This is a genomic window from Asanoa ferruginea, assembly GCF_003387075.1.
GTDB lineage: Bacteria > Actinomycetota > Actinomycetes > Mycobacteriales > Micromonosporaceae > Asanoa > Asanoa ferruginea.
Genome location: NZ_QUMQ01000001.1, coordinates 2,503,177 through 2,523,968 on the forward strand (window position 1 = coordinate 2,503,177; position 20,792 = coordinate 2,523,968).

The 20,792-nt window shown below is 70.2% G+C and carries 19 protein-coding genes and 1 tRNA gene; 13 read left to right on the forward strand and 7 right to left on the reverse strand.

The genetic code is table 11. The features are described 5' to 3' along the window. Positions 1 to 39 precede the first annotated feature (39 nt). Positions 40 to 125 (reverse strand) — tRNA-Leu (locus DFJ67_RS11910). Positions 126 to 349: 224 nt separating this feature from the next. Here DFJ67_RS11910 and DFJ67_RS11915 point away from each other — a divergent pair. The 7 genes from DFJ67_RS11915 (at position 350) to pknB (ending at position 9,288) form a co-directional block, all read left to right on the forward strand. Further along, positions 350 to 1,156: an FHA domain-containing protein gene (locus DFJ67_RS11915; RefSeq protein ID WP_116076073.1), complete on the forward strand. Its 807-nt coding sequence runs from the start codon at positions 350 to 352 to the stop codon at positions 1,154 to 1,156. A gap of 4 nt (positions 1,157 to 1,160) precedes the next feature. Continuing rightward, positions 1,161 to 1,646 carry an FHA domain-containing protein FhaB/FipA gene (locus tag DFJ67_RS11920; protein ID WP_116067940.1) on the forward strand — a complete coding sequence of 162 codons (486 nt, stop codon included), beginning with the start codon at positions 1,161 to 1,163 and terminating at the stop codon, positions 1,644 to 1,646. Next, positions 1,643 to 3,097: a PP2C family protein-serine/threonine phosphatase gene (locus DFJ67_RS11925; RefSeq protein WP_116067941.1), complete on the forward strand. Its 1,455-nt coding sequence runs from the start codon at positions 1,643 to 1,645 to the stop codon at positions 3,095 to 3,097. The genes DFJ67_RS11920 and DFJ67_RS11925 overlap by 4 nt, the downstream gene beginning before the upstream one ends. 115 nt (positions 3,098 to 3,212) lie before the next feature. Beyond that, positions 3,213 to 4,595 carry an FtsW/RodA/SpoVE family cell cycle protein gene (locus tag DFJ67_RS11930; protein ID WP_116076075.1) on the forward strand — a complete coding sequence of 461 codons (1,383 nt, stop codon included), beginning with the start codon at positions 3,213 to 3,215 and terminating at the stop codon, positions 4,593 to 4,595. Next, positions 4,592 to 6,100, forward strand: a complete 1,509-nt coding sequence (locus tag DFJ67_RS11935; protein ID WP_116067942.1) for a peptidoglycan D,D-transpeptidase FtsI family protein — start codon at positions 4,592 to 4,594, stop codon at positions 6,098 to 6,100. Before DFJ67_RS11930 ends, DFJ67_RS11935 begins: the two co-directional genes overlap by 4 nt. Then, positions 6,101 to 7,468, forward strand: a complete 1,368-nt coding sequence (locus tag DFJ67_RS11940; RefSeq protein WP_116067943.1) for a serine/threonine-protein kinase — start codon at positions 6,101 to 6,103, stop codon at positions 7,466 to 7,468. After that, positions 7,465 to 9,288 carry a Stk1 family PASTA domain-containing Ser/Thr kinase gene (pknB, locus tag DFJ67_RS11945; RefSeq protein WP_116067944.1) on the forward strand — a complete coding sequence of 608 codons (1,824 nt, stop codon included), beginning with the start codon at positions 7,465 to 7,467 and terminating at the stop codon, positions 9,286 to 9,288. Before DFJ67_RS11940 ends, pknB begins: the two co-directional genes overlap by 4 nt. A 4-nt stretch (positions 9,289 to 9,292) precedes the next feature. Here the strand turns inward: pknB and DFJ67_RS11950 are convergent, their stop codons facing one another. The 4 genes from DFJ67_RS11950 to DFJ67_RS11965 are packed head-to-tail and all read right to left on the reverse strand — an operon-like array spanning position 9,293 to position 12,363. Next, positions 9,293 to 9,943 carry an aminodeoxychorismate/anthranilate synthase component II gene (locus tag DFJ67_RS11950; RefSeq protein ID WP_116067945.1) on the reverse strand — a complete coding sequence of 217 codons (651 nt, stop codon included), beginning with the start codon at positions 9,941 to 9,943 and terminating at the stop codon, positions 9,293 to 9,295. Between the two features lie 4 nt (positions 9,944 to 9,947). Then, a complete protein-coding gene (locus DFJ67_RS11955) occupies positions 9,948 to 10,253 on the reverse strand; it encodes a hypothetical protein (protein ID WP_116067946.1) in 306 nt (101 codons plus the stop codon). 3 nt (positions 10,254 to 10,256) lie between these two features. After that, positions 10,257 to 11,558, reverse strand: a complete 1,302-nt coding sequence (locus DFJ67_RS43235; protein ID WP_203783894.1) for a class E sortase — start codon at positions 11,556 to 11,558, stop codon at positions 10,257 to 10,259. Between the two features lie 13 nt (positions 11,559 to 11,571). Beyond that, positions 11,572 to 12,363 carry a DUF881 domain-containing protein gene (locus DFJ67_RS11965; protein WP_116067947.1) on the reverse strand — a complete coding sequence of 264 codons (792 nt, stop codon included), beginning with the start codon at positions 12,361 to 12,363 and terminating at the stop codon, positions 11,572 to 11,574. Between the two features lie 179 nt (positions 12,364 to 12,542). On the opposite strand from DFJ67_RS11965, the gene DFJ67_RS11970 reads away from it, so the two are divergent. From DFJ67_RS11970 to DFJ67_RS11985, 4 genes are all read left to right on the forward strand, one after another. Beyond that, positions 12,543 to 12,806: a cell division protein CrgA gene (locus DFJ67_RS11970; RefSeq protein WP_116067948.1), complete on the forward strand. Its 264-nt coding sequence runs from the start codon at positions 12,543 to 12,545 to the stop codon at positions 12,804 to 12,806. Between the two features lie 117 nt (positions 12,807 to 12,923). After that, positions 12,924 to 15,119 carry a (Fe-S)-binding protein gene (locus DFJ67_RS11975; RefSeq protein ID WP_116067949.1) on the forward strand — a complete coding sequence of 732 codons (2,196 nt, stop codon included), beginning with the start codon at positions 12,924 to 12,926 and terminating at the stop codon, positions 15,117 to 15,119. A gap of 49 nt (positions 15,120 to 15,168) precedes the next feature. Continuing rightward, on the forward strand, positions 15,169 to 16,272 hold the full coding sequence (locus DFJ67_RS11980) for a sensor histidine kinase (RefSeq protein WP_203783896.1): 1,104 nt from the start codon (positions 15,169 to 15,171) through the stop codon (positions 16,270 to 16,272). Then, complete coding sequence (locus tag DFJ67_RS11985; protein WP_116067950.1) at positions 16,263 to 16,907, forward strand: response regulator; 645 nt, start codon at positions 16,263 to 16,265, stop codon at positions 16,905 to 16,907. Before DFJ67_RS11980 ends, DFJ67_RS11985 begins: the two co-directional genes overlap by 10 nt. Here DFJ67_RS11985 and DFJ67_RS11990 read toward each other — a convergent pair. Next, the gene (locus DFJ67_RS11990) at positions 16,892 to 17,554 is read right to left on the reverse strand and encodes a DedA family protein (protein ID WP_116076080.1); all 663 of its coding nucleotides are present in this window, start codon (positions 17,552 to 17,554) and stop codon (positions 16,892 to 16,894) included. The two genes, DFJ67_RS11985 and DFJ67_RS11990, sit on opposite strands and share 16 nt — an antisense overlap. Positions 17,555 to 17,623: 69 nt before the next feature. Then, entirely contained in the window at positions 17,624 to 18,292 is a 669-nt protein-coding gene (locus DFJ67_RS11995; RefSeq protein ID WP_116067951.1) for a GOLPH3/VPS74 family protein, read from the reverse strand. A gap of 34 nt (positions 18,293 to 18,326) precedes the next feature. On the opposite strand from DFJ67_RS11995, the gene DFJ67_RS12000 reads away from it, so the two are divergent. Together DFJ67_RS12000 and DFJ67_RS12005 are read left to right on the forward strand one after the other, a co-directional pair. After that, positions 18,327 to 19,688, forward strand: a complete 1,362-nt coding sequence (locus DFJ67_RS12000) for a hemolysin family protein (protein WP_116067952.1) — start codon at positions 18,327 to 18,329, stop codon at positions 19,686 to 19,688. Beyond that, positions 19,681 to 20,733, forward strand: a complete 1,053-nt coding sequence (locus DFJ67_RS12005) for a hemolysin family protein (protein WP_116067953.1) — start codon at positions 19,681 to 19,683, stop codon at positions 20,731 to 20,733. Before DFJ67_RS12000 ends, DFJ67_RS12005 begins: the two co-directional genes overlap by 8 nt. Positions 20,734 to 20,792: the final 59 nt, after the last annotated feature.

Here is a 20,792-nt window from a genome sequence, read left to right on the forward strand (position 1 = left end):
GCATAACGTAAGGGCTCCGCGAGTCGCGGAGCCCAACGTTGGTGGGGAAGGGGGGAGTTGAACCCCCACGCCCTTTCGGGCACACGGACCTGAACCGTGCGCGTCTGCCATTCCGCCACTTCCCCAGGAACGGCTGCCGGGACATATTACGCTATCCCTGCCGGTGGCCGTGGGCGGTTACCGCTCGCGGCGCGTGGGAAGATTAGCACGGCGTTGCCCGACACTTGGGTGGCGGGCTCGGTCCCTAAGGCGTCACGCGCGGCAGCGCTCCCACGGCGTTCCACGGAGACCGGCAAATGACCGTGGCCGGTCGCGATGCGGACTGCATGTGCTCCGGCCGGATACCATCATGGCCTCGGAACCCGAGGAGGAGCCGGTGAGCGTGCTGCAACGCTTCGAGAAGCGTTTGGAAGGCCTGGTCGAAGGGGCCTTCGCCAAGGTGTTCAAGGGGGTCGTCCACCCTGTGGAGATCCTCAACGCCATGCAGCGGGAGGCGGAGGCGCACAAGGCTATCCTGGCCGGCGGGCGGACTCTGGTGCCCAACCGCTACGTGATTGATCTATCTCCCTACGACCACAGCCGGCTCGCGCCTTATGCGGCCGCGCTCGCCCAGGAGCTCGCGCAGTCGCAAGCCGAGTTCATCGGCGAGCAGGCGTGGACTGTCTACGGCGACGTGATCGTCGAGATCGAGCGGGGCGACGGCCTGGACACCGGGATGTTCCGGGTCACGGCCGAGGTCTACACCGGCGGCGATGTCGCGCCGGTGCAGCAGGGCTACGACGCGCCCGGCGGTGGTGGGGGCTACCAGCAGCCCTACGACCAGGGCTACGGCCAGCCGCCGATGCACGGTGGTGGCGGCGGCGGTGCCGGCGGGCGCAACATCCGCCTGGTCTCCGGCGACGGCCGCACCTACCCGTTGCAGATGGGCTCGACCGTGATCGGCCGTGGCGACCAGGCCAACCTGCGCCTGCCCGACGTCGGCATCTCGCGGCGACACGCCCGACTCGACTTCGATGGTGCACAGGTCGTGCTCACCGACCTCGGTTCGACCAACGGCACGATGGTCAACGGCCAGCGCGTCTCGGCCGTGGCGCTCAACCCCGGCGACATGATCCAGCTCGGCACCACGACACTGACGTTCCGCGTGGACGGTTAGCCCGTTGGCCGGAGATTTCGTCGTCGAGGTCGCCCGGATCGGATTCCTCATTCTGCTGTGGATCTTCGTGTTCACAGTCGTGGGTGTGATCCGGCGCGACCTCTTCGCCGGGGCCCGATCAAGTCGGTTGGTCGCCGCACCACGGGGGGTTGGTGCGTCTTCCGGTCACGCGCGTCCGGCGAAGGTGAAGCGAGGCCGCGCGGCTCACCAGCTTGTGGTGACCGCGGGCCAGCTCGCCGGGACGCGAATCACGCTCGGTGATGGTCAGATTACGATCGGCCGTGCCGAAGACTCGACACTGGTGATTACCGACGATTACGCGTCGGCACGTCACGCCCGACTTGTTCCCAGGTCAGGGCAGTGGTTCGTAGAAGACCTGGGCTCGACGAACGGGACGTATCTCGATCGCGCTAAGGTCACCGGACCGACCCCCGTCCCCCTCGGCGTGCCGATCCGCATCGGCCGCACTTCACTCGAGTTACGGCCATGACACTGACACTGCGTTACGCGGCCCGCAGTGACCGCGGTCTGATCCGGGACGGAAATCAAGACTCCGTCTACGCCGGACCGCGGCTGCTCGCCGTAGCCGACGGCATGGGCGGCATGGCCGCTGGTGACGTCGCGAGCAACATCGTCATCGGCGCCATGGCCCCGCTCGACGAGGACGTCCCTGGTGACGCCCTCGTCGACGCGCTGCGCACGGCCGTGGACACCGCCAACCAACAGCTCCGCGACACCGTCGATGCCAATCCGCAGCTCGAAGGCATGGGCACCACGCTCACCGCCATCCTGTTCTCGGGCAGCAAGATCGGCATGGTGCACATCGGTGACTCGCGGGCCTACATGATCCGTGATCGCGAGTTCGCGCAGATCACCAAAGACGACACCTATGTGCAGATGCTGGTCGACGAGGGCCGGATCAGCGCCGAGGAGGCGAGCAGCCACCCGCAACGGTCGCTGCTCACCCGCGCGCTCGACGGTCGCGACATCGACCCGGAATACTCCGTGCGCCAGGTGCTGGCCGGTGACCGCTATCTGATCTGCAGTGACGGGCTCTCCGGCGTGGTCAGCGCCGAGACCATCGCCGAGACGATGCGCGACTACACCGACCCGCAGCAGTGCGTCGAGCGGCTCGTGGCGCTCGCCCTGCGCGGCGGCGGCCCCGACAACATCACCGTGGTCGTCGCCGACGCGACCGACCAGGACATCGTCGAGGCGGCGCCGATCGTCGGCGGCGCGGCGGCGCGCGACCGGGGCAACACGACCGCGGCCTCTGACACGCCGGCCGCACGCGCGTCGGCGGCGCTCTCCGCTCCGCGCGCACCGGTGCCCGACCAGAACCTGCCCGCCGAGGCCAACGGCCGCAGCGGCGCACACGAAGACGACGGTGAGCGGCGTCGCCGCCGGCCGCTGCGCACCGCGGCTCTGCTCGGCGTGCTGCTGATCATCCTGGGCGGCGGCCTGTGGGCCGGCTGGCGGGTCACCCAGCACCAGTTCTATGTCGGCGCTACCGAAGAGGGCCAGCTCGCGGTGTTCCGCGGCGTGCCCGGCCAGATCGCCGGCGTCGACCTGTCGAGCGTCCAGTCCACCAGCGCGACCAAGATCGACGACCTCACCGCGGTCGCGCAGGAGCGGGTCAAGCAGGGCATCCAGGCCGACAGCGAGGCCGACGCCCAGCGCCGGCTCGCCGAGTTGACCACCGACGACCCGACCAACCCCAACTTGAAGCCGGCGTGCCCCGGCACGCCGACGCCGACCCCGGTCGCCGACCCGACCGACTCGGCGACCCAGCCGCCGGTCAACCCGACCGCCACCCCGACCGGCGTCGCACCGACGACCGGCATCGGCGCACCCACCTCCTCGGCCTCGGGGCCCGACGTGCCGCCGACCGACACCGTGCCGCCCGTCATCGATCCGGCCGACTGCCGGCCGTCCGACTGACATCGTGAGTTCGCAGGCCGGTTCGGTTAACACACCCGCAGCGACGGGTGAGCTTCCGCGTGTCCGTGACGTGCAGACGCGCCGCAACGCCGAACTCGCCCTGCTCGGCTTCGCGATGGCGCTGGTGGCCGCCTACAGCGCGACCATCCAGCTCACCATGTTCGACACGATCACCGGCACCTTCTGGGTGCCGGCGGCCATCCTCAGCGCGCTGTTCCTCGGCCTGCACCTGGTGGTCCGCTACACGGCGCCCTATGCGGACCCGGCGCTGATCCCGGCCGTCGCGCTGCTCAACGGCATCGGTGTGGCGTTCCTGCGCCGGCTCGACCTGGCCGACGTGCCGGCCGCCGAACGACTCAACTACCCGATCTTCTCGGGTACGGGTGGCCGCCAGCTCGCGTGGACGCTGATCGCGGTCGTGTGCGCCGCGATCGTGCTGCTGATCGTCAAGGACCACCGGGCGATCTCGCGCTACGCGTACACCCTGGGTCTTGCCGGTATTGTCCTGGTTTTGATCCCGGCTCTGCTGCCCAACCGGTTCTCCGAGATCAACGGCGCCAAGCTGTGGATCAGGATCGGCGGCTTCCAGATCCAGCCCGGTGAGTTCGCGAAGCTGGCGCTGCTCGCCTTCTTCGCCTACTACCTGGTCCGCAAGCGGGAAGTGCTCTCGCTCGCGAGCCGGCGGGTGCTCGGCGTCGACTTCCCGCGCGGCCGCGACCTCGGCCCGGTCATCGCGGTCTGGGCGGTCAGCCTCCTGGTGCTGATCTTCGAGAAAGACCTCGGCACCTCACTGCTCTACTTCGGCATGTTCGTGGTCACGCTCTACATCGCCACCGAGCGGGTGAGCTGGCTGATCATCGGTCTGCTGCTGTTCTTCGGTGGTGCATACAGCGCCTACCTGCTCGGCGCCTCGGTCGGCGGCCCGTTCGCCAACTTCTACCAGCGCGCCGAGATCTGGCTCGACCCGTTCTCCGACCCCTACGAGCGCGGCTACCAACTCGTGCAGTCGCTGCTGGGCCTCGGCAGCGGCGGGTTGTTCGGCACCGGGCCGGGCGGGGGGCAGCCGAGCAAGATCCCCGAGGTGCACAACGACTTCATCTTCGCCGGGCTCGGCGAGGAGATCGGCCTGTTCGGGCTCTCCGCGCTGCTGATCATCTACCTGTTGATCGTCCAGCGCGGCCTGCGCGCGGGTCTCGCGGTCCGCGACTCGTTCGGCAAGCTGCTCGCCGGCGGCCTCGCGTTCACGCTGGCCCTCCAGGTGTTCGTGATCGTGGGCGGGATCAGCCGGCTGATCCCGTTGACCGGTCAGACAACGCCGTTCCTGTCCGCCGGTGGTTCGTCGTTGATGGCCAACTGGATGCTCATAGCGGTGTTGTTGCGGGTCTCCGATGCCGCGCGCCGCCCGGTCGACGGCTCGGTTTCGGCGCGGCCGAGCGGCGCGACAGCGAGCGCTCCCGCGCAGTTGCACGGGGCGCCCACGGAGGTGATCAAGCCGTGAACGCACCGTTGCGCCGGGTCGGCGTCGTCGTCCTGGTTCTCTTCGCGCTGCTCTTCGCCAACCTCAACTGGGTGCAGGCCTACAAGGCCGACGAATACCGCAACAGCGACTACAACGGCCGGGTCCAGGTCGCCGAATACGAGCGGGAGCGCGGGGTCATCGAGGCCGGCCGCACCGCGCTGGCGACCAGCAAGCCCACCGACGGCGAGCTCAAATACATCCGGCAGTACCCCGCCGGCGAGGCCTACGCCCACGTCGTCGGCTACAACCCGGTCAACCTGGCGGCCACCGGCATCGAGCGCACCGAAGACGAGTTCCTCGCCGGCACCTCCGACGCGCTGGTCGCCGACCGGATCTCCGACCTGTGGACCGGCGAGAAGACGCCGGGCGGCAGCGTGCTGCTCAGCCTCTCGAAGCGGGCACAGGAGACGGCGTTCAAGGAGCTGACCAACAACCGGGTCGGCGTCGACAAGGGTGCGGCCATCGCGCTCGACCCGCGCACCGGTGCCGTCCAGGCGCTGGTCTCGATGCCCAGCTTCGACCCCAACCCCCTGGTCAGCCACGACACCGACGCCGCCACGAAGGCCTACGACAAGCTCGACAGCGACCCCGACAAGCCGCTGATCAACCGGGCGCTGAGCGAGACCTACCCGCCCGGCTCGACGTTCAAGGTGATCGACGCCGCGGCGGCGCTGGAGAGCGGCTACACCAAGGACACGAAGATCCCGGCCGGCCCGGTCTACCGGGCGCCGACCTCGGGCAGCGACATCCGCAACGCGGCCGCGTCGATCTGCCCCGGCGCCGAGGTCACCCTCGACGACGCGCTCACCGAGTCGTGCAACACCGGCTTCGCCCAGCTCGCGGTCAAGCTCGGCGCCGACAAGATCAAGTCGGAGGCGCAGAAGTTCGGCTTCGGCCAGACCGACCTGACCTGTGGCCGGCTCAACGCCGAGGGCCTGCCGGTCGCCACCAGTGAGACCGGCGACATCAAGAACCCCGACGGCGGCGACGACCCGGCCGCGCTGGCCCAGTCCGGCATCGGGCAGAACAACGTCCGCATGACGCCGATGCAGGGTGCGCTGATCGCCGCCGCGGTCGCCAACAACGGCAAGCAGATGCGCCCCTACCTGGTGCAGAAGCTGCTCGGGCCCGACCGCACCACCTCGCACTACACGGTCACCCCGAAGGAGCTCAACGGCTCCGTTGTCTCCCCGCAGGTGGCCGGCGACCTGCGCGACATGATGGAACACGTCGTGGAGAGCGGCACCGGCCGCAACGCCCAGATCGACGGCTTCACCGTCGGCGGCAAGACCGGCACCGCGCAGTCCGCGCCCGATCGCAAGGACCACGGCTGGTTCATCGGCTTCGCGCTCAACAAGCAGGGCACCCCGATCAGCGCGGTCGCCGTGTTCCTCCAGGAGGCCGGCAGCGGCGGCAGCGCCGAGGCGGCCCGCATCGGCGGCCAGATCATGCGCGCGGTGGTCACCGACGCGGAGGGCAGCTAGGTGATCAGTCCCGGTGTCATGCTCGGCGGCCGATACCGGCTCGACGAGCGCATCGCCGGCGGCGGAATGGGCGATGTCTGGCGGGCCACCGACGAGGTGCTCGGCCGCACGGTCGCCGTGAAGATCCTGCTGCCCGCACTGCTCGAGGAGCCCGGCTTCGCCGCGCGGTTCCGGGGCGAGGCCCGCACGATGGCCACCATCAACCACCCGGGCGTGGTCGACGTCTACGACTACGGCAGCGACCAGCAGATCGCGTTCCTGGTGATGGAATACGTCGAGGGCGACGCGCTGTCACGCACGCTGAGCCGGGTCGGCCGGCTCACCCCGGCCCGCACGATGGCGCTGGTCGCCCAGGCCGCCGACGCGCTGCAGGCGGCACACGAGAAGGGCATCGTGCACCGCGACGTCAAGCCCGGCAACCTGCTCGTACGCCCCAACGGCACGCTCGTGCTGACCGACTTCGGCATCGCCCGCTCGGCGATGGTCGGGCAGCTCACCGCGGCCGGCTCGGTGCTCGGCACCGCCTCATACATCTCACCGGAGCAGGCGGCCGGCGCGATCGCCACGCCCTCCTCCGACGTCTACGCCCTCGGCGTGGTGGCCTACCAGTGCCTTTCCGGGCGCCGGCCGTTCGAGGGCGACAACCCGCTCGAGATCGCGATGAAGCACGTCCGGGAGAGCGCCCGACCGCTGCCGGGCGACATCCCGCCGGCCATCCGGTCGATCGTCGAGCGGGCGATGGCCAAGGACCCGGCCGCCCGCTGGCCCACCGCGTCGGCGTTCTCGGCCGTCTCCCGGCAGGCGGCGGCCACCCTCGCCGCGCCGGCACAGCAGCAGCCGCACCGGCCGATGTCGCCGCCGACCGCCGCGCCCAAGGCCGGGCCGGTCTCCGGGGCGCCGGCGTCGCCCGCGTTGGCACAGAGCGGGCGGGCCGCCGTGCCCGGCCCGGCCGCGCCCCGCGGCGGCACCCCGAACCCGCCCCACCCTGCCCCGCCGCACCGGGTGCCGCCACCCGCGGTGAGCGGTCCACCGGCTCGGCCGGGCTACCCGAACGTGCCTACAAATCGGCCCCAAGCGCCCGCAGGATACGGTTACGCGTCGGTGCCCTCCGCCGCCGAACCAAGCAGTGGTGGGCGACGGCTACTGGTTGTGTTGGCAGTGATACTCGGCGTGCTTGTCCTGGTTTGCGCCGGTGTCATCTCCTACCAGCTCAGCGACCAAACAAACGGCGGAATGGCTCCCCTGGGGAAGGTAACGACCGCGCTTCATCTGCTCGACGGTGGAACCGACGCGGCAAATGCCCCGTACCGTCTTGCAGAGCGAATCCTCCACAACGGGATGACGAGCGAAGGAATGTTGACGAGATGACGCAGGCCCGCCTGCTTGGTGGCAGGTATCAGGTCGGCGAGCTGCTCGGATATGGCGGCATGGCCGAGGTGCACCGTGGCCGCGACCTCCGGCTCGGTCGGGACGTCGCGATCAAGATGCTCCGCACCGATCTCGCCCGCGACGCGACGTTCCAGATGCGGTTCCGCCGCGAGGCCCAGAACGCCGCCTCGCTCAACCACCCCGCGATCGTCGCCGTCTACGACACCGGCGAGGAGATCGCGCCGACCGGCGAGACCCTGCCGTTCATCGTCATGGAGTTCGTCAACGGCCGCACCCTCAAAGAGGTGCTGGCCGCCGAGGGTCGGCTGATGCCGCGCCGGGCGATGGAGATCACCGCCGACATCTGCGCCGCCCTCGAGTTCAGCCACCGGCACGGCATCATCCACCGCGACATCAAGCCCGGCAACGTGATGCTCACGCAAAACGGCCAGGTCAAGGTCATGGACTTCGGCATCGCCCGGGCCCTGGCCAGCGGCGCGACCACGATGACGCAGACCAGCGCGGTGATCGGCACGGCCCAATACCTCTCGCCCGAGCAGGCCCGGGGCGAGGCCGTCGACGCCCGCTCCGACGTCTACGCGGCCGGCTGTGTGCTCTTCGAACTGCTCTGCGGCCACCCGCCGTTCGTCGGCGACAGCCCGGTCAGCGTCGCCTACCAGCACGTGCGGGAAGACCCGCGGGCGCCGAGCGAGATCAACCACGACGTGACGCCGCCGATCGACGCGATCGTGCTCAAGGCGCTCTCGAAGAACCCGCTCAACCGCTACCAGAGCGCCGGCGAGATGCGGGCCGACCTGCTGCGCGCGGCCAGCGGCCGGCCGGTCATGGCCACGCCGGTGATGCGCGATCAGGAGACCATGCCGATGGGCGCGGCCAACGCCGCGACCGCGACGGTCCGGCGGCCGCAGGGCGCGCCGACCCGCACGATCCCGGCCGCCCGGGTCGGTGACGCGCAACGGCGCAAGCGCTCCAACTGGGTGCTGGCCGTGCTGAGCGTGCTCGGCGTGCTGGCCGTGATCGCCCTGGTCGCGGGCCTGCTGGTGCAGGGTGCCCGGGGCGAGAAGGTCGACCTGACCTCGGTGATCGGCCAGCCGCTGACCGCCGCCCAGGCCACGCTCACCGGCCAGGGCCTGCGCGTCGAGCCGGTCCCGCAGGAGGCCGACAACTGCGAGAAGGACACGGTCACCAACCAGGACCCGCCGGCCGGCACCAAGGTCGAGAAGGCGAGCACGGTGCGGCTGACCGTGTGCGCCGGTCCCGGCACGGTGGTGGTTCCCGAGCTCAAGGGCCAGACCCGAGACGCCGCTGAGTCGCAGCTCGAGAAGCTCAAGCTCGTTCCGGTCTTCGACGAGGTCGACAGCTCGGTCACGAAGGACCAGGTGCTCAGCGTCGACAAGGTCAACACCTCGGTGAAGCCCGGCACCAAGATCAAGGTCCGGATCTCCAACGGACAGCTCGTCGCGGTTCCCCCGGTGGTCGGCCTCAAGAAGGATGCCGCCGAGGCCGTGCTGCGCAACGCCGGCTTCGACATGAAGGCCGTCGACGGACCGTTCGTGCAGGACCCCAGCCAGGTCGGCCAGGTCACCGCTCAGGATCCGGCCGGCAAGAAAGAGGCCAAGCGGGGTTCCACGGTGACCGTCGAGGTCGCGGTGCTGGCCGACCCCGGCGACGACGAGCCGACCGGCACGCCGTCGACGCCACCGGGCAACAACGGCGGGATCGGCGACATCCTGCCGGGAATCGGCGGCGGAAACCCGATCATCGGCCAGTCCGACCGGCAGCACCGGTCGACGAAGTAAGCCGTCAGGCGGCCGCGAACGCCGCCCGGCGGCGGGCGTCGACCTCGGCCGAGAGCTCCGGCGCCCGCTCCAGGGCGTCGGGGTAGCCGCACGCGGCGAGCCAGTTGGCGAGCATCAGGTGGCCGCCCTCGGTGAGCACCGACTCGGGGTGGAACTGCACACCCTCGATCGGCAGCGTGCGGTGCCGCATCGCCATCACCACGCCGGACTCGGTCGCGCCGGTCACCTCGAGCTCGTCGGGCAGCGTCTCCGGCAGCACGGCGAGTGAGTGGTAGCGGGTCGCGGTGAACGGGTCGGGCAGCCCCTTGAGCACCCCGGTGCCCTGGTGGTGGACCAGCGACGTCTTGCCGTGCAGGAGTTCCGGGGCGCGGGTCACGGTGGCGCCGAACGCGGCACCGATCGCCTGGTGGCCCAGGCAGACGCCGAAGATGGGCAGCTCGCCCGCGTATTCCTTGATGACGTCGATGCAGATGCCGGCCCGCTCGGGAGTGCCCGGGCCGGGGGAGAGCAGCACGCCGGCGGCGCCGGAGCGGCCGACGGCGGCGATCTCGATCTCGTCGTTGCGTCGCACGTCGCACTCGACGCCCAACTGGCCGAGATATTGCACCAGGTTGAAGACGAACGAGTCGTAGTTGTCGATCACCAGAACGCGCATGGCGTTACCTCGGAAGCGGGTTGTCGGTCGCGGTCGAATACGGGATGTCGTGATCGTTGAGGCCCGACTCGCGTGGGTCGGGCGTCCGGCCGACCAGGCCGGGATCGTCGAGGCCCGGGTTGCCACCCGGCGCGCCCGGCACGCCGCCCTCCTGGGTGACCTGCACGTCGTCAAACGGCAACAGCGGCTCGGCCCACGGAAAGACGACGAACCAGAACAGCGAGAGTATGCCGGTGACCAGCACGATCGAGGTCAGCAGCTTGCCCGTGACGCCGTCGAACGGCAGCTTGCGCCAGATCCACGCGTACATCCGTCAGCCCTTCAGCTCGACCGGGTCGCCCTGCGACTTGGGCTGGGTGCGGACCAACTCACCGTGGACGATGAGGCGCTGATAGTTGTCGAACTTGGGGTTGCAGGTGGTCAGCGTGACCATCGCCTTGGTCGGCTTGGAGCCGGGCAGCATCGGCACCGGAGCGACGACCTCGACCTGGGTCGGCACGACGATGCGGGTCTTCACGACGTGGTAGATGAACCACTGGTCCTTGGACTCGACCACGATCGCGTCGCCGTTGTGCAACTCGTCGAGCCGCCAGAAGGTGGCCCGGTTGCGGTGGCCGGCGACGGAGAAGTTGCCGATCTCGCCGGGCATCGCGGTGTCGGGGTAGTGGCCGGGCGCGTAGCGGATGTCGGCCTGGGTCACCCCCTCGACCACCACCCACTGCTGGCCGAGGGCGGGCAAGTAGAGCTTGGCGATGCCGTGGATCTTCGAGCCGAGGCCGCCGGTGCCACCCGCCGGGGTCGGCCCGACCGTCGGGTCGTCGCCAGGCGACTGGTTCCACTGCTGCTCGAGCGCGCCGGCCAGGGCGTCCTGCTTGCCGCCCTGGATGACGCCGACACCCCAGACCTCGTAGGCGGCGAACAGCAGCACCACCAGGCCAAAGGTGATCATCAGCTCGCCGCTGACCCGGATGCCGGCGCGGATCCGCGACCACGCGGTCGGCCGGGTCAGCTCGGAGTAGACGCTGCGATAGCCGTCGCCGTCGTTCTGGGCGCGCAGCCGGACGACCCGCTCGCCGCGTCGGGGCGGCTCCGGTGCCGGCAGGTCGCCCGGACCCGGCCTGTCGGGCGCCGGCGGCACCGCGCCCATCACGGTGGTCATGTCGGGTGACTGCTTGGCGAGCTGCTCGCGGCTCGGCACCCGGGGGATGGTCGACGTCTCGTCGACCACCTTGGGAATGACGGCGGTGGCGTCGGAGACCTTGGGGATCACCGCGGTGGCGTCGGAGACCTTCGGGATGACCGCCGTGGTGTCCGGTGCCGCCTCGGGGGCCGGGGCGCGCAGCGGCGGGCCGGCGGTCACCGGGACGTCGCGCACCGCCGCCGGCTGGCGGGCGCCCACCGCGTGCTCCAGGGGGCGGGGGTGCGGCCGCGTCGGTTGCTCGCCGATCCGCTTCGGCAGCGGGATCGGCTCGGCCGAGCGTGCCGTCGGGCCGGTGCTGACCGGCGCCGCCTCGGCCGCCGGAGCGGTCTGCAGCGTCGGCTCGGTCACTCGCGGGATGACCGCGGTCGCGTCGGCGTCGGACGCCCGATGGCGCCCGTTCTGATTGCCCGTCATGACCCCGAAAGCCTCATGAAGTCACCTTCGCTGATCGGAGGGCACTTGACCCCTCGAACGCCGGGATCGTCACGTCCTTCTCCACCGTCTCTTGATATCCGAGCTGGAAGTGTTCGACAGCGTCTTTGAAGAGACGTACGCCGTCGGATGCACCCAATGCCTGGCGCATCGCGGTGGGATCACCGATCGCGGTGATGACGAACGGTGGAGAGTAGACACGTCCGTGCAGGAGGAGAGTGTTGCCGACACACCTTACCGCGCTGGTTGACAACACCCGGACTCCCATGATCGACATGGCTTCGGCACCGCCGGTCCAGAGCGCGTTGACCACGGCCTGCACGTCGCCCTGATGGACGACGAGATCATCGGGACGAACGTTGTCGGGCCGGTCGCCGGTCCGTGGTGGCGCGTCGTCGAGACGCACGGTGAGCCCCGGGCCGTGCAGCGCGGTGAACCCGGCCGCCGGCTCCATCTGCTCGGCGCGCTCGCTCTCGGCCCGGATCGGGCCGTCGGTGCGGGCCAGCGCGTCAGTCTGGCTCTTGACGGCGGCGGCGAGCTCCCGAGCCTTCTGCTGGCTGGCGGTGACCCGGTCGCGCTCCTCGTTGACCACCTGGGCCAGCTTCGGGCGGCGGTCTTCGCGCAACGCGGTGCCGTCGGCGGTCTTGGCCGAGGTGGTGAAGAGCAGCCCGGCCGCCAGCGCGATCAACGGAACAAAGGCTGACCAGGCGCTACGTGGCTTGCGGAACCGCGCCAGCCGGCGCAGTGCGTTTCGCCACACGGTCAAACCGGACGGCGGGTTCTGCACCGGGCTCCTCCTCCGTGCACGCTGCTCGATTAGAACAGCCGGATTATCCCCATAACCGGTTGCCGCCCGTCCATGGCCGCGACGCGCCGCGTTGACTACGCTAGCTGGCGAGCATTATTGGCCATGGACCGTCGCCGGTTGACAGGCCCGAGCGAGGACCACAACCAGGAGAGAGCGTCGTGCCCAAGTCGCAGGTTCGCAAGAAGAAGGTCTACACCCCCCCGACCGACGTGCGTCCGTCGGCGGCGGCCGCGAGCCGTAAGCCCAGCCCAAGCTGGCTGCCGATCACCGGCGTCGGGCTTATCGTGTTCGGCATCGCCTGGCTGGTGGTCTACTACCTGTCCGACACGAACTACCCGGTCGCGTCCTGGACCTACTGGAACCTGGCGATCGGTTTCGGTGCGATGGTCGCCTCACTCGCGGTGTTCAGTCGCTGGCGCTAACGGCTCGTTGACTATGGTGATCTGAAGGCCAGGTGCGGCACACCTCACGTTACTCGTGAGTAACCGGTGTCGTAGCCTGGTCCTCAGCCACACCTAGGGCCAACGGAGGCTGCGCGCATGGGCGTCGTCGAGATCATCTGCACGACCATCGCGGGTCTCATCACGCTCGTCGCCGTGGCGCTGGCTGCCCGCGCTGTCACGCGGATGCTTGGCGTCGTGCGTCAGGGCCAGCCCGACCCCGCCCGGCTGGGTTCCTGGGGCGCCCGCACCAAGGTCATGCTCAAGGAGACCGCGGGCCACACCCGGATGTTGAAGTGGTCGGTGATCGGCGCCGCGCACTGGTTCGTGATGGTCGCGTTCGTCGTCCTCTCGCTGCTGGTTCTCGAGGCCTACTTCGAGGTCGTCTCGCCGTCCGGTGGCATCCCCTGGCTGTCGAGTTGGGTCGTCTTCGGCTTCGCGACGGAGATCATCGGGATCCTCGGCCTTCTGGGCATCGCCTATCTGATCTCGGTGCGCCTCCGCAGCAGGCCGGGCCGCGTGCGCGGCCTGTCGCGATTCACCGGCTCGACAATGTGGCAGGGCTATTTCGTCGAGTGGGTCATCGTCGGCGTGCTGATCTGCGGTTTCCTGATCCGCGGTTTCAAGGCCGCCAACGACCATCTCGACTTCCCGACCTGGGCCGCACCGCTGTCGCACGGCCTGGGTTCGATCCTGCCGGCCTGGGAGTCGGGCGCCCCGATCGTCGCCGTTATCAAGATCGTCATTTCGATGACGTGGCTGATCGTGATCTCGTTGAACGTGACGATGGGCGTCGCCTGGCACCGGTTCCTGGCGTTCCCGAACATCTTCTTCAAGCGTGACCCCGCGGCGGCGGCCGGTTCGGGCCTGGGTGGCCTGAAACCGATGATGTCCAACGGCAAGCCGCTCGACTTCGAGGAGGCCGACCCGGAGAAGGACCAGTTCGGCGTCGCCCAGGTCGAGCAGTTCACCTGGAAGGGCCTTCTCGACTTCTCCACGTGTACGGAGTGCGGCCGTTGCCAGTCGCAGTGCCCCGCGTGGAACACCGGCAAGCCGCTGTCGCCGAAGCTGCTGATCCTCTCGCTGCGCGACCACGCGTACGCGAAGGCTCCTTATCTTCTGGCCGGTGGTGGCAAGGACCTGACCGGTGAGGAGAAGGCTTCCGCGGAGCAACTCGTCGGCGTCGACGTTCTCGCGATGGCCGAGGCCAACCGGCCGCTGATCGGCGGCGCCGCCGACGGAGGCGTGATCGACCCCGACGTGCTCTGGTCGTGCACGACCTGCGGGGCGTGCGTGGAGCAGTGCCCGGTCGACATCGAACACGTGGACCACATCGTCGACATGCGCCGCTATCAGGTGTTGATCGAGTCGTCGTTCCCGTCCGAGGCCGGCGTCATGCTCCGCAACCTGGAGAACAAGGGCAACCCGTGGGGCGCGCCGCCGAACACCCGCGAAGACTGGACCAAGGGCCTGGACTTCGAGGTCAAGCGGGCCGGCGCCGGTGACGATTTCGAATACCTGTTCTGGGTCGGCTGCGCCGGCGCGTTCGAAGACCGGGCGAAGAAGACCACCCGGGCGGTCGCGACCCTGCTGCACGAGGCCGGCGTCGACTTCGCGATCCTGGGCGAGGGCGAGACCTGCACCGGCGACCCGGCCCGGCGGATCGGCAACGAGTTCGTCTTCCAGATGCTCGCCCAGCAAAACGTCGAAACTCTGAACGACGCCGGCGTGAAGAAGATCGTCGCGTCCTGCCCGCACTGCTTCAACACCCTGCGCAACGAATACGGCGCTCTTGGCGGGTCGTTCGAGGTCGTCCACCACACCCAACTGCTCGCCGACCTGGTCGCTTCGGGCAAGCTGACCCCGGTCCAGCCGGTCGACGGTGGGGTCACCTACCACGACCCGTGCTACCTGGGCCGCCACAACCGGGTCTTCACCCCGCCGCGCGAGGTCCTGGAAGCGAGCGCCGGCGGTGCCGACGTGACCGAGATGCCGCGCAACAGCGAGCGCTCGTTCTGCTGCGGTGCCGGCGGCGCCCGGATGTGGATGGAAGAGCGGATCGGCAAGCGGATCAACATCGAACGCGTCGAGGAAGCCATCTCCACCGGCGCACACACGATCGCGGTCGGCTGCCCGTTCTGCTTCACCATGATCAGCGACGGCGTCACCTCGAAGCAGGCCGCCGGCGCCACCGACGGCGTCGAGGTCGTCGACGTCGCCACCGTGCTGCTCCGCTCGGTCAAGCCGGAGAGCCCCGCGTCGTCGACCGAGCCCGAGGCCGCCACCGCGGGGTGACAACCCCAGGCCGCGGGCTGTGGAAAACCACAGCGGTAGCCTGCGGCGCATGATCGCCACGGCCGGCCGGCTCTTCGTCGGCGTGATCATCGGCGCGGGCACCGCGGTCGCCGAGATCGCGTTCCTCGGCTGGGCCGCCCTGGTCACGCTGGTCCGCCCGCGCCCGGCCACCACCATCGAGCCCCTGGCCCGCCACCTGGTCGAGGTCGAGCGCCGGCGGATCGCCCGATACCTGCCCGGCGGCCCAGCGGCCCCGCATCTCGACGACTACACCAGCCGCCGCGCCCTGGCCTACCTCGGTGTCCGTTGGATCGTCGGTCTGCTCGGCGGGGTGGTCGCCCTGCTCTTCCTCTACGGCCTGGCCACCGGCGTGGTCTGGGCCCGCGACCTGCTCGTCGGCCGCAGCGGGGCGCTGCTGGTCATCGCCCAGGTGGTCGGCGGCCTGGTGCTGTTCTTCCTGGCCGTGCAGGGCTTCCTCGGCGTCGCCGCGCTCGACCGCCGGCTGGCGCAGCGGATGCTGGTGCCCGGCGACCGGGTGCGCTACGAGCGGCGGATCAGCGAACTCGCGGCCAGCCGGGCCGGCGTCGTCGCGGCGGTCGACGCGGAACGCCGGCGGATCGAACGCGACCTGCACGACGGTGTCCAGCAGCGGCTGGTCGCCCTCGGCCTGCTGCTCGGCCAGGCCCGCCGCAGGCCCGACCGCTCCGCTGAGCTCGTGCGCCAGGCGCACGGCGAGGCCCGGGAGATCCTCGACGCGCTGCGCGACGTCGCCTGGCGGGCCTACCCGGCCGATCTCGACACCCTCGGCCTGGCGGAGGCGCTGTCGCGGGTGGCCGAGCGCAGCGGGGTCTCGATCACGTGCGCGGTCGACCGGCTGCCCCAGGCCGTGGAAACCGCCGCCTACTTCGTCGTCTCCGAGGCGGTCACCAACGCGACCAAGCACGCACCCGGCAGCCGCGTCACGGTCAACGTCGTGACCACCGACCAGGAGGTACGCGTGACCGTGACCGACGACGGCCCCGGCGGCGCCGACCCGTCCGGCGGCGGCCTGTCCGGCCTGGCCCGCCGGGCGGCGGCCCTCGACGGCCGGCTCACGGTCGACAGCCCGCCGGGCGGCCCGACGACGATCCTGGCGGTGCTGCCATGCGGGTGATCCTGGCCGAGGACTCGGTCCTGCTCCGCGCCGGCCTGGCCCGGCTACTCACCGACGAGGGCCACGAGGTGGTGGCCGCCGTCGGCGACGCCACCGCGCTGCTGGCCGCGGTGGCGGCCGACCAGCCCGACGTGGTCGTCGCCGACGTGCGGATGCCGCCTACCCACCGCGACGAGGGACTGCGGGCGGCGGTCGAGATCCGCACCCGCTGGCCGGCGGTGGGTGTGCTGATGCTGTCGCAATACGTCGAACGCCGCTACGCGGTCGAGTTGCTGACCACCCGCAGCGACGGCGTCGGCTATCTGCTGAAGGACCGGGTCGCCGAGGTGGGCGAGTTCCTGGAGGCGCTGGACCGGGTCGCCGCCGGCCGGGCCGCGTTCGATCCGGAGGTGGTCCGGCAGTTGCTGGCCCGCACGTCGCACACCGACCCGCTGCGCCGGCTGACGCCGCGCGAGGCGGAGGTCCTGGATCGGATGGCACAGGGCCACACCAACGCCGGCATCGCGGCGCAGCTGCACGTCTCGCAGAGCGCGGTCGAGAAGCACGTCAACGCCATCTTCGACAAACTCGACCTGTCCCACACCACCGGCTACAGCCGCCGCATCCTGGCCGTGCTGCACTACCTCGGGTCCTGACCCATCCGGTGGCTGCCGCCGGGCCGGCGGCGCAGCCGGGAGGCGAGGAACCAGGCGACCGCCGCCGCGACGGTCACGATGACGATCTTCTGGAGCAGGCCGGCGTACGCCTCGACGCGCCACCACGACTCGCCGAGTTGATAGCCGGCCAGCACGAAGATGGCGTTCCAGATCAGACTGCCGGCCGTGGTCAGCGCCAGGAACGTCGGGACCGGCATCCGCTCCACGCCCGCCGGCAGCGAGATCAGGCTGCGGAAGATCGGGATCATCCGGCCGAGGAAGACGGCCTTGGTGCCGTGCCGGGCGAACCAGGCTTCGGTGCGGTCGATGTCGCGCAGCCGGATCAGCGGCAGCCGCGCGGCCAGCGCGCGGATCCGGCGCCGGCCGACCAGTGCGCCGACCAGATAGAGGGCCAGGGCGCCGACCACCGAGCCGGCGGTGGTCCAGAACAGTGCGGCCGCCAGGCTCATGCTGCCCTGGCTGGCGGTGAACCCGGCGAGCGGCAGGATGATCTCGCTCGGCAGCGGCGGGAACAGGTTCTCGAGGGCGATGGCCAGGCCGGCCCCGGGCGCGCCGAGGCGGTCCATCAGGTCGACGGCCCAGGCGGCTACGCCGCTCGCGGTCTGCGGTTCGCTAGCAAAGATCATGTCGACGACGCTATGGACGGCGCTGGTCACCCACCATGAAGCAGTCCGCCCGATCCGCTGTGGAAAACCTCAGCTCGTCGCGGCGATCGTCGCCGGGATGATCACCGTGAGCAGGATCGCGGTCTGCATCTCCTCGATCGCCTTCTTCACCGCCGCCGGGGCCCAGTCGGCCTGGTCGACCTCGTCCAGCCGGGCCTTGACCTGGTCGCGCGGCACGTCCGGGAACGCCGACCGCTCGAATTTCGTCGCGCGTACCAACGCCAATAGCGCCGCCGTGCGCGGATCGATCGGGCCCGACGACCGGATCGCGAGATCGAGCCTGGCCCGCACCGCCGTCTCCGCCGGCGGCTCCTGGCCGCCCGGCGACGGATAGCGGGTGCGGCTGAACACCCACAGCACCTTGCCGTCTTCGCGGGTCAGAATGCCGGCCGCGACCAGGCCGTCGAGCACCCTGTCCGGCAGCCCCTTCGCCAGTGCGCTGACCCAGTCCTTCGGCTTGCGGGCCCGGTTGGCGCCGGCGATCTGGGCCAGTGCGTCGTCGACCAGCGGATGGCCGGTCGGCGTCGGGTCGACCACCACGATCCGCCCGTCGGCGATCTCGATCCGCTCCGCCAGGGCGAGCTCGACGAGCAGGGCGCCGCCGAGGCCGTAGCCGAAGTTGAGCGCGGACATCTTGTTGGCGCCCTCGTCGTCGTGGGTGAGCAGGGCGAGTTCGTCAGCGAAGGTGAGAGTGGCCATGGGTCCGACTCTAGGTCGGCGGCGCCATCGACCCATGAAACAATCCCGCCGAGGTGAACCGATCATCGACGTCCTGCTCTACACCATCCTTCCGCTGGCCGGGTTCGTGCTCCTGACCGCAGCCAACGCCTTCTTCGTGGCAGCGGAGTTCGGTCTGGTCACGGTCGACCGTGCGGAGATCGACCGGCGTGCGGCGAGCGGCGACAAGCGGGCCGCCACGGTGCGCAAGGCCCTGCACGAGCTGTCCTTCAACCTCTCCGGCGCGCAGCTCGGCATCACCATCGCCGCCCTGCTCACCGGCTATATCGCCGAGCCGGCGCTGGCCAAGCTGTTCCGGCCGCTGATCGAGCCGCTGGCGCACGACTCGACCCGCACCGTGAGCACGATCCTCGCGCTGGCGCTGGCCACCCTGCTCTCGATGCTGTTCGGCGAGCTGGTGCCGAAGAACGGCGCGCTGGCCCGCCCGATGGCCGCGGTGCTCGCCACGGTGACCCCGCTGCGGGTGTTCTCGGCGATGTTCAAATGGCTGATCACGGCCCTCAACGCCTCAGCCAACTGGGTGGTCCGCCGGCTCGGCGTCGAGCCACAGGAGGAACTGGCCAGCGCCCGCTCGCCCGAGGAGCTCGGGCTGCTCGCCGCGATCTCCGCCCGGGCCGGCGCGCTGCCCAGCGACACGGCGATGTTGCTGCAACGGACGATCCGGTTCGCCGACAAGCGGGCCGCCGAGGCGATGACGCCGCGGGTCGACGTGATCGCCCTGCGCGGCACGGCGAGCGTCGCCGAGCTGCTCGAAGCGGCCCAGGAGAGCGGACGGACCCGATTCCCGGTGTACGAGGACACCCTCGACCTCGTCACCGGTGTCGCGTCGGTGCCGGACGCGCTCGGGGTACCCCCGGCGCGTCGGACGACCACGACGGTGTCGGCGGTGGCCCGCGAGCCGGTTTTCGTCCCGGAGAGCCTCGACCTGGAACGCGTGCTCGCCGCACTGCGGACGGCGAATGCCGACCTCGCGATCGTGGTCGACGAGTATGGCGGCACAGACGGCGTGGTGACGATCGAAGACCTGGTCGAGGAGCTGGTCGGTGAGATCGCCGACGAGTTCGACCCGGAGGCGGTCGAGGAGACCGGCGCCGTCGAGCTGACCGTGCCGGGCGGCGACCCGACCTTCCTGGTCGACGGCGTGCTGCGCGAAGACGAACTTGCCGACCTGACCGGGTTCCGGATCCCCGAGGGCCCCTACGAGACGCTGGCCGGCTTCATCATGGCCCGGCTCGGGCACATCCCGGTCGCCGGCGAGACGATCGTGGAAGACGGTTGGGAGTTCACCGTCGTCGAGGTCGAGCGGCACCGGGTCGAGCAGGTCCGGGTCGTCAGGCCGGAGGCCGACCATGCTTAACCTGCTGGTCACGGTCGTGCTGATCCTCGGCAACGCGTTCTTTGTGGGCAGCGAGTTCGCGCTCATCGCGTCGCGCCGCACCGCCATCGAGCCGATGGCCAGCAGCTCGCGGCGGGCCCGGATGGCGCTGTCGGCGATGAACCAGATCCCGCTGATGATCGCCGGCGCCCAACTCGGCATCACCATCTGCTCGCTCGGGCTCGGAGCGATCGCCGAGCCGGCCATCGCGCACCTCTTCGAGAGCCCGTTCCACGCGGCCGGGCTGCCGGAGGCCGCGGTGCACCCGGTCGCCTTCGTCGTCGCGCTGATGATCGTGGTCTACCTGCACACGGTGATCGGCGAGATGGTGCCGAAGAACATCGCGATCGCCGGCCCGGAGACCTCGGCGCTCTGGCTCGGCCCGGCGATGCTGGCGTTCTGCGTGGCCACCAAGCCGCTGCTGGTCGCCCTCAAGTGGATCTCCCGGCTGGTGCTCAAGCTGTGGCGGGTCGAGGCGACCGACGCCGTGAAGACCGTGTTCACCGCGGAGGAACTCGCCGGGCTGGTGCAGCAGGCGCGCACCGAGGGGCTGCTCGGCTCGGAGGAGCACGCCCGGATCACCGGCGCGCTGGCGCTGCACGACCGGACCGCGGCCGACGCGATGCGGCCGTGGTCGTCGGTGACGACGGTGGCCGACGACGTGTCGCCGGCGTCGCTGGAGGTGCTGGCGACGCGCACCGGGTGGTCGCGCTTCCCGGTGGTGCAGCGCAGCACCCGCCGCGTCTTGGGCTTCGTGCACGTCAAAGACATCATCGGGTACGCCGGCGCGAACCGGACCGCACCTGTGCCGGCGGAGATCGTTCGCGGGCTCACCGTCGTACCCCCGGATCGAAGTCTTGCCGATCTGCTGCTTTCGATGCGGCGCGAGCGGCATCACATGGTTTTGGTGAGTGACGGCCGTGCACCGCTCGGAGTAGTGACACTCGACGATGTGCTAAATGCAGTTGTCGGTCGGGGCAATTCGGGCTTTCCCGGCGGAGGTGCTACACCGCCCGTACCCGCCTGACAGCGTAGCGAATGCGGCCTTGCGTACCCTTTCGCTTATCCCTAATGTGATGCTCCGGC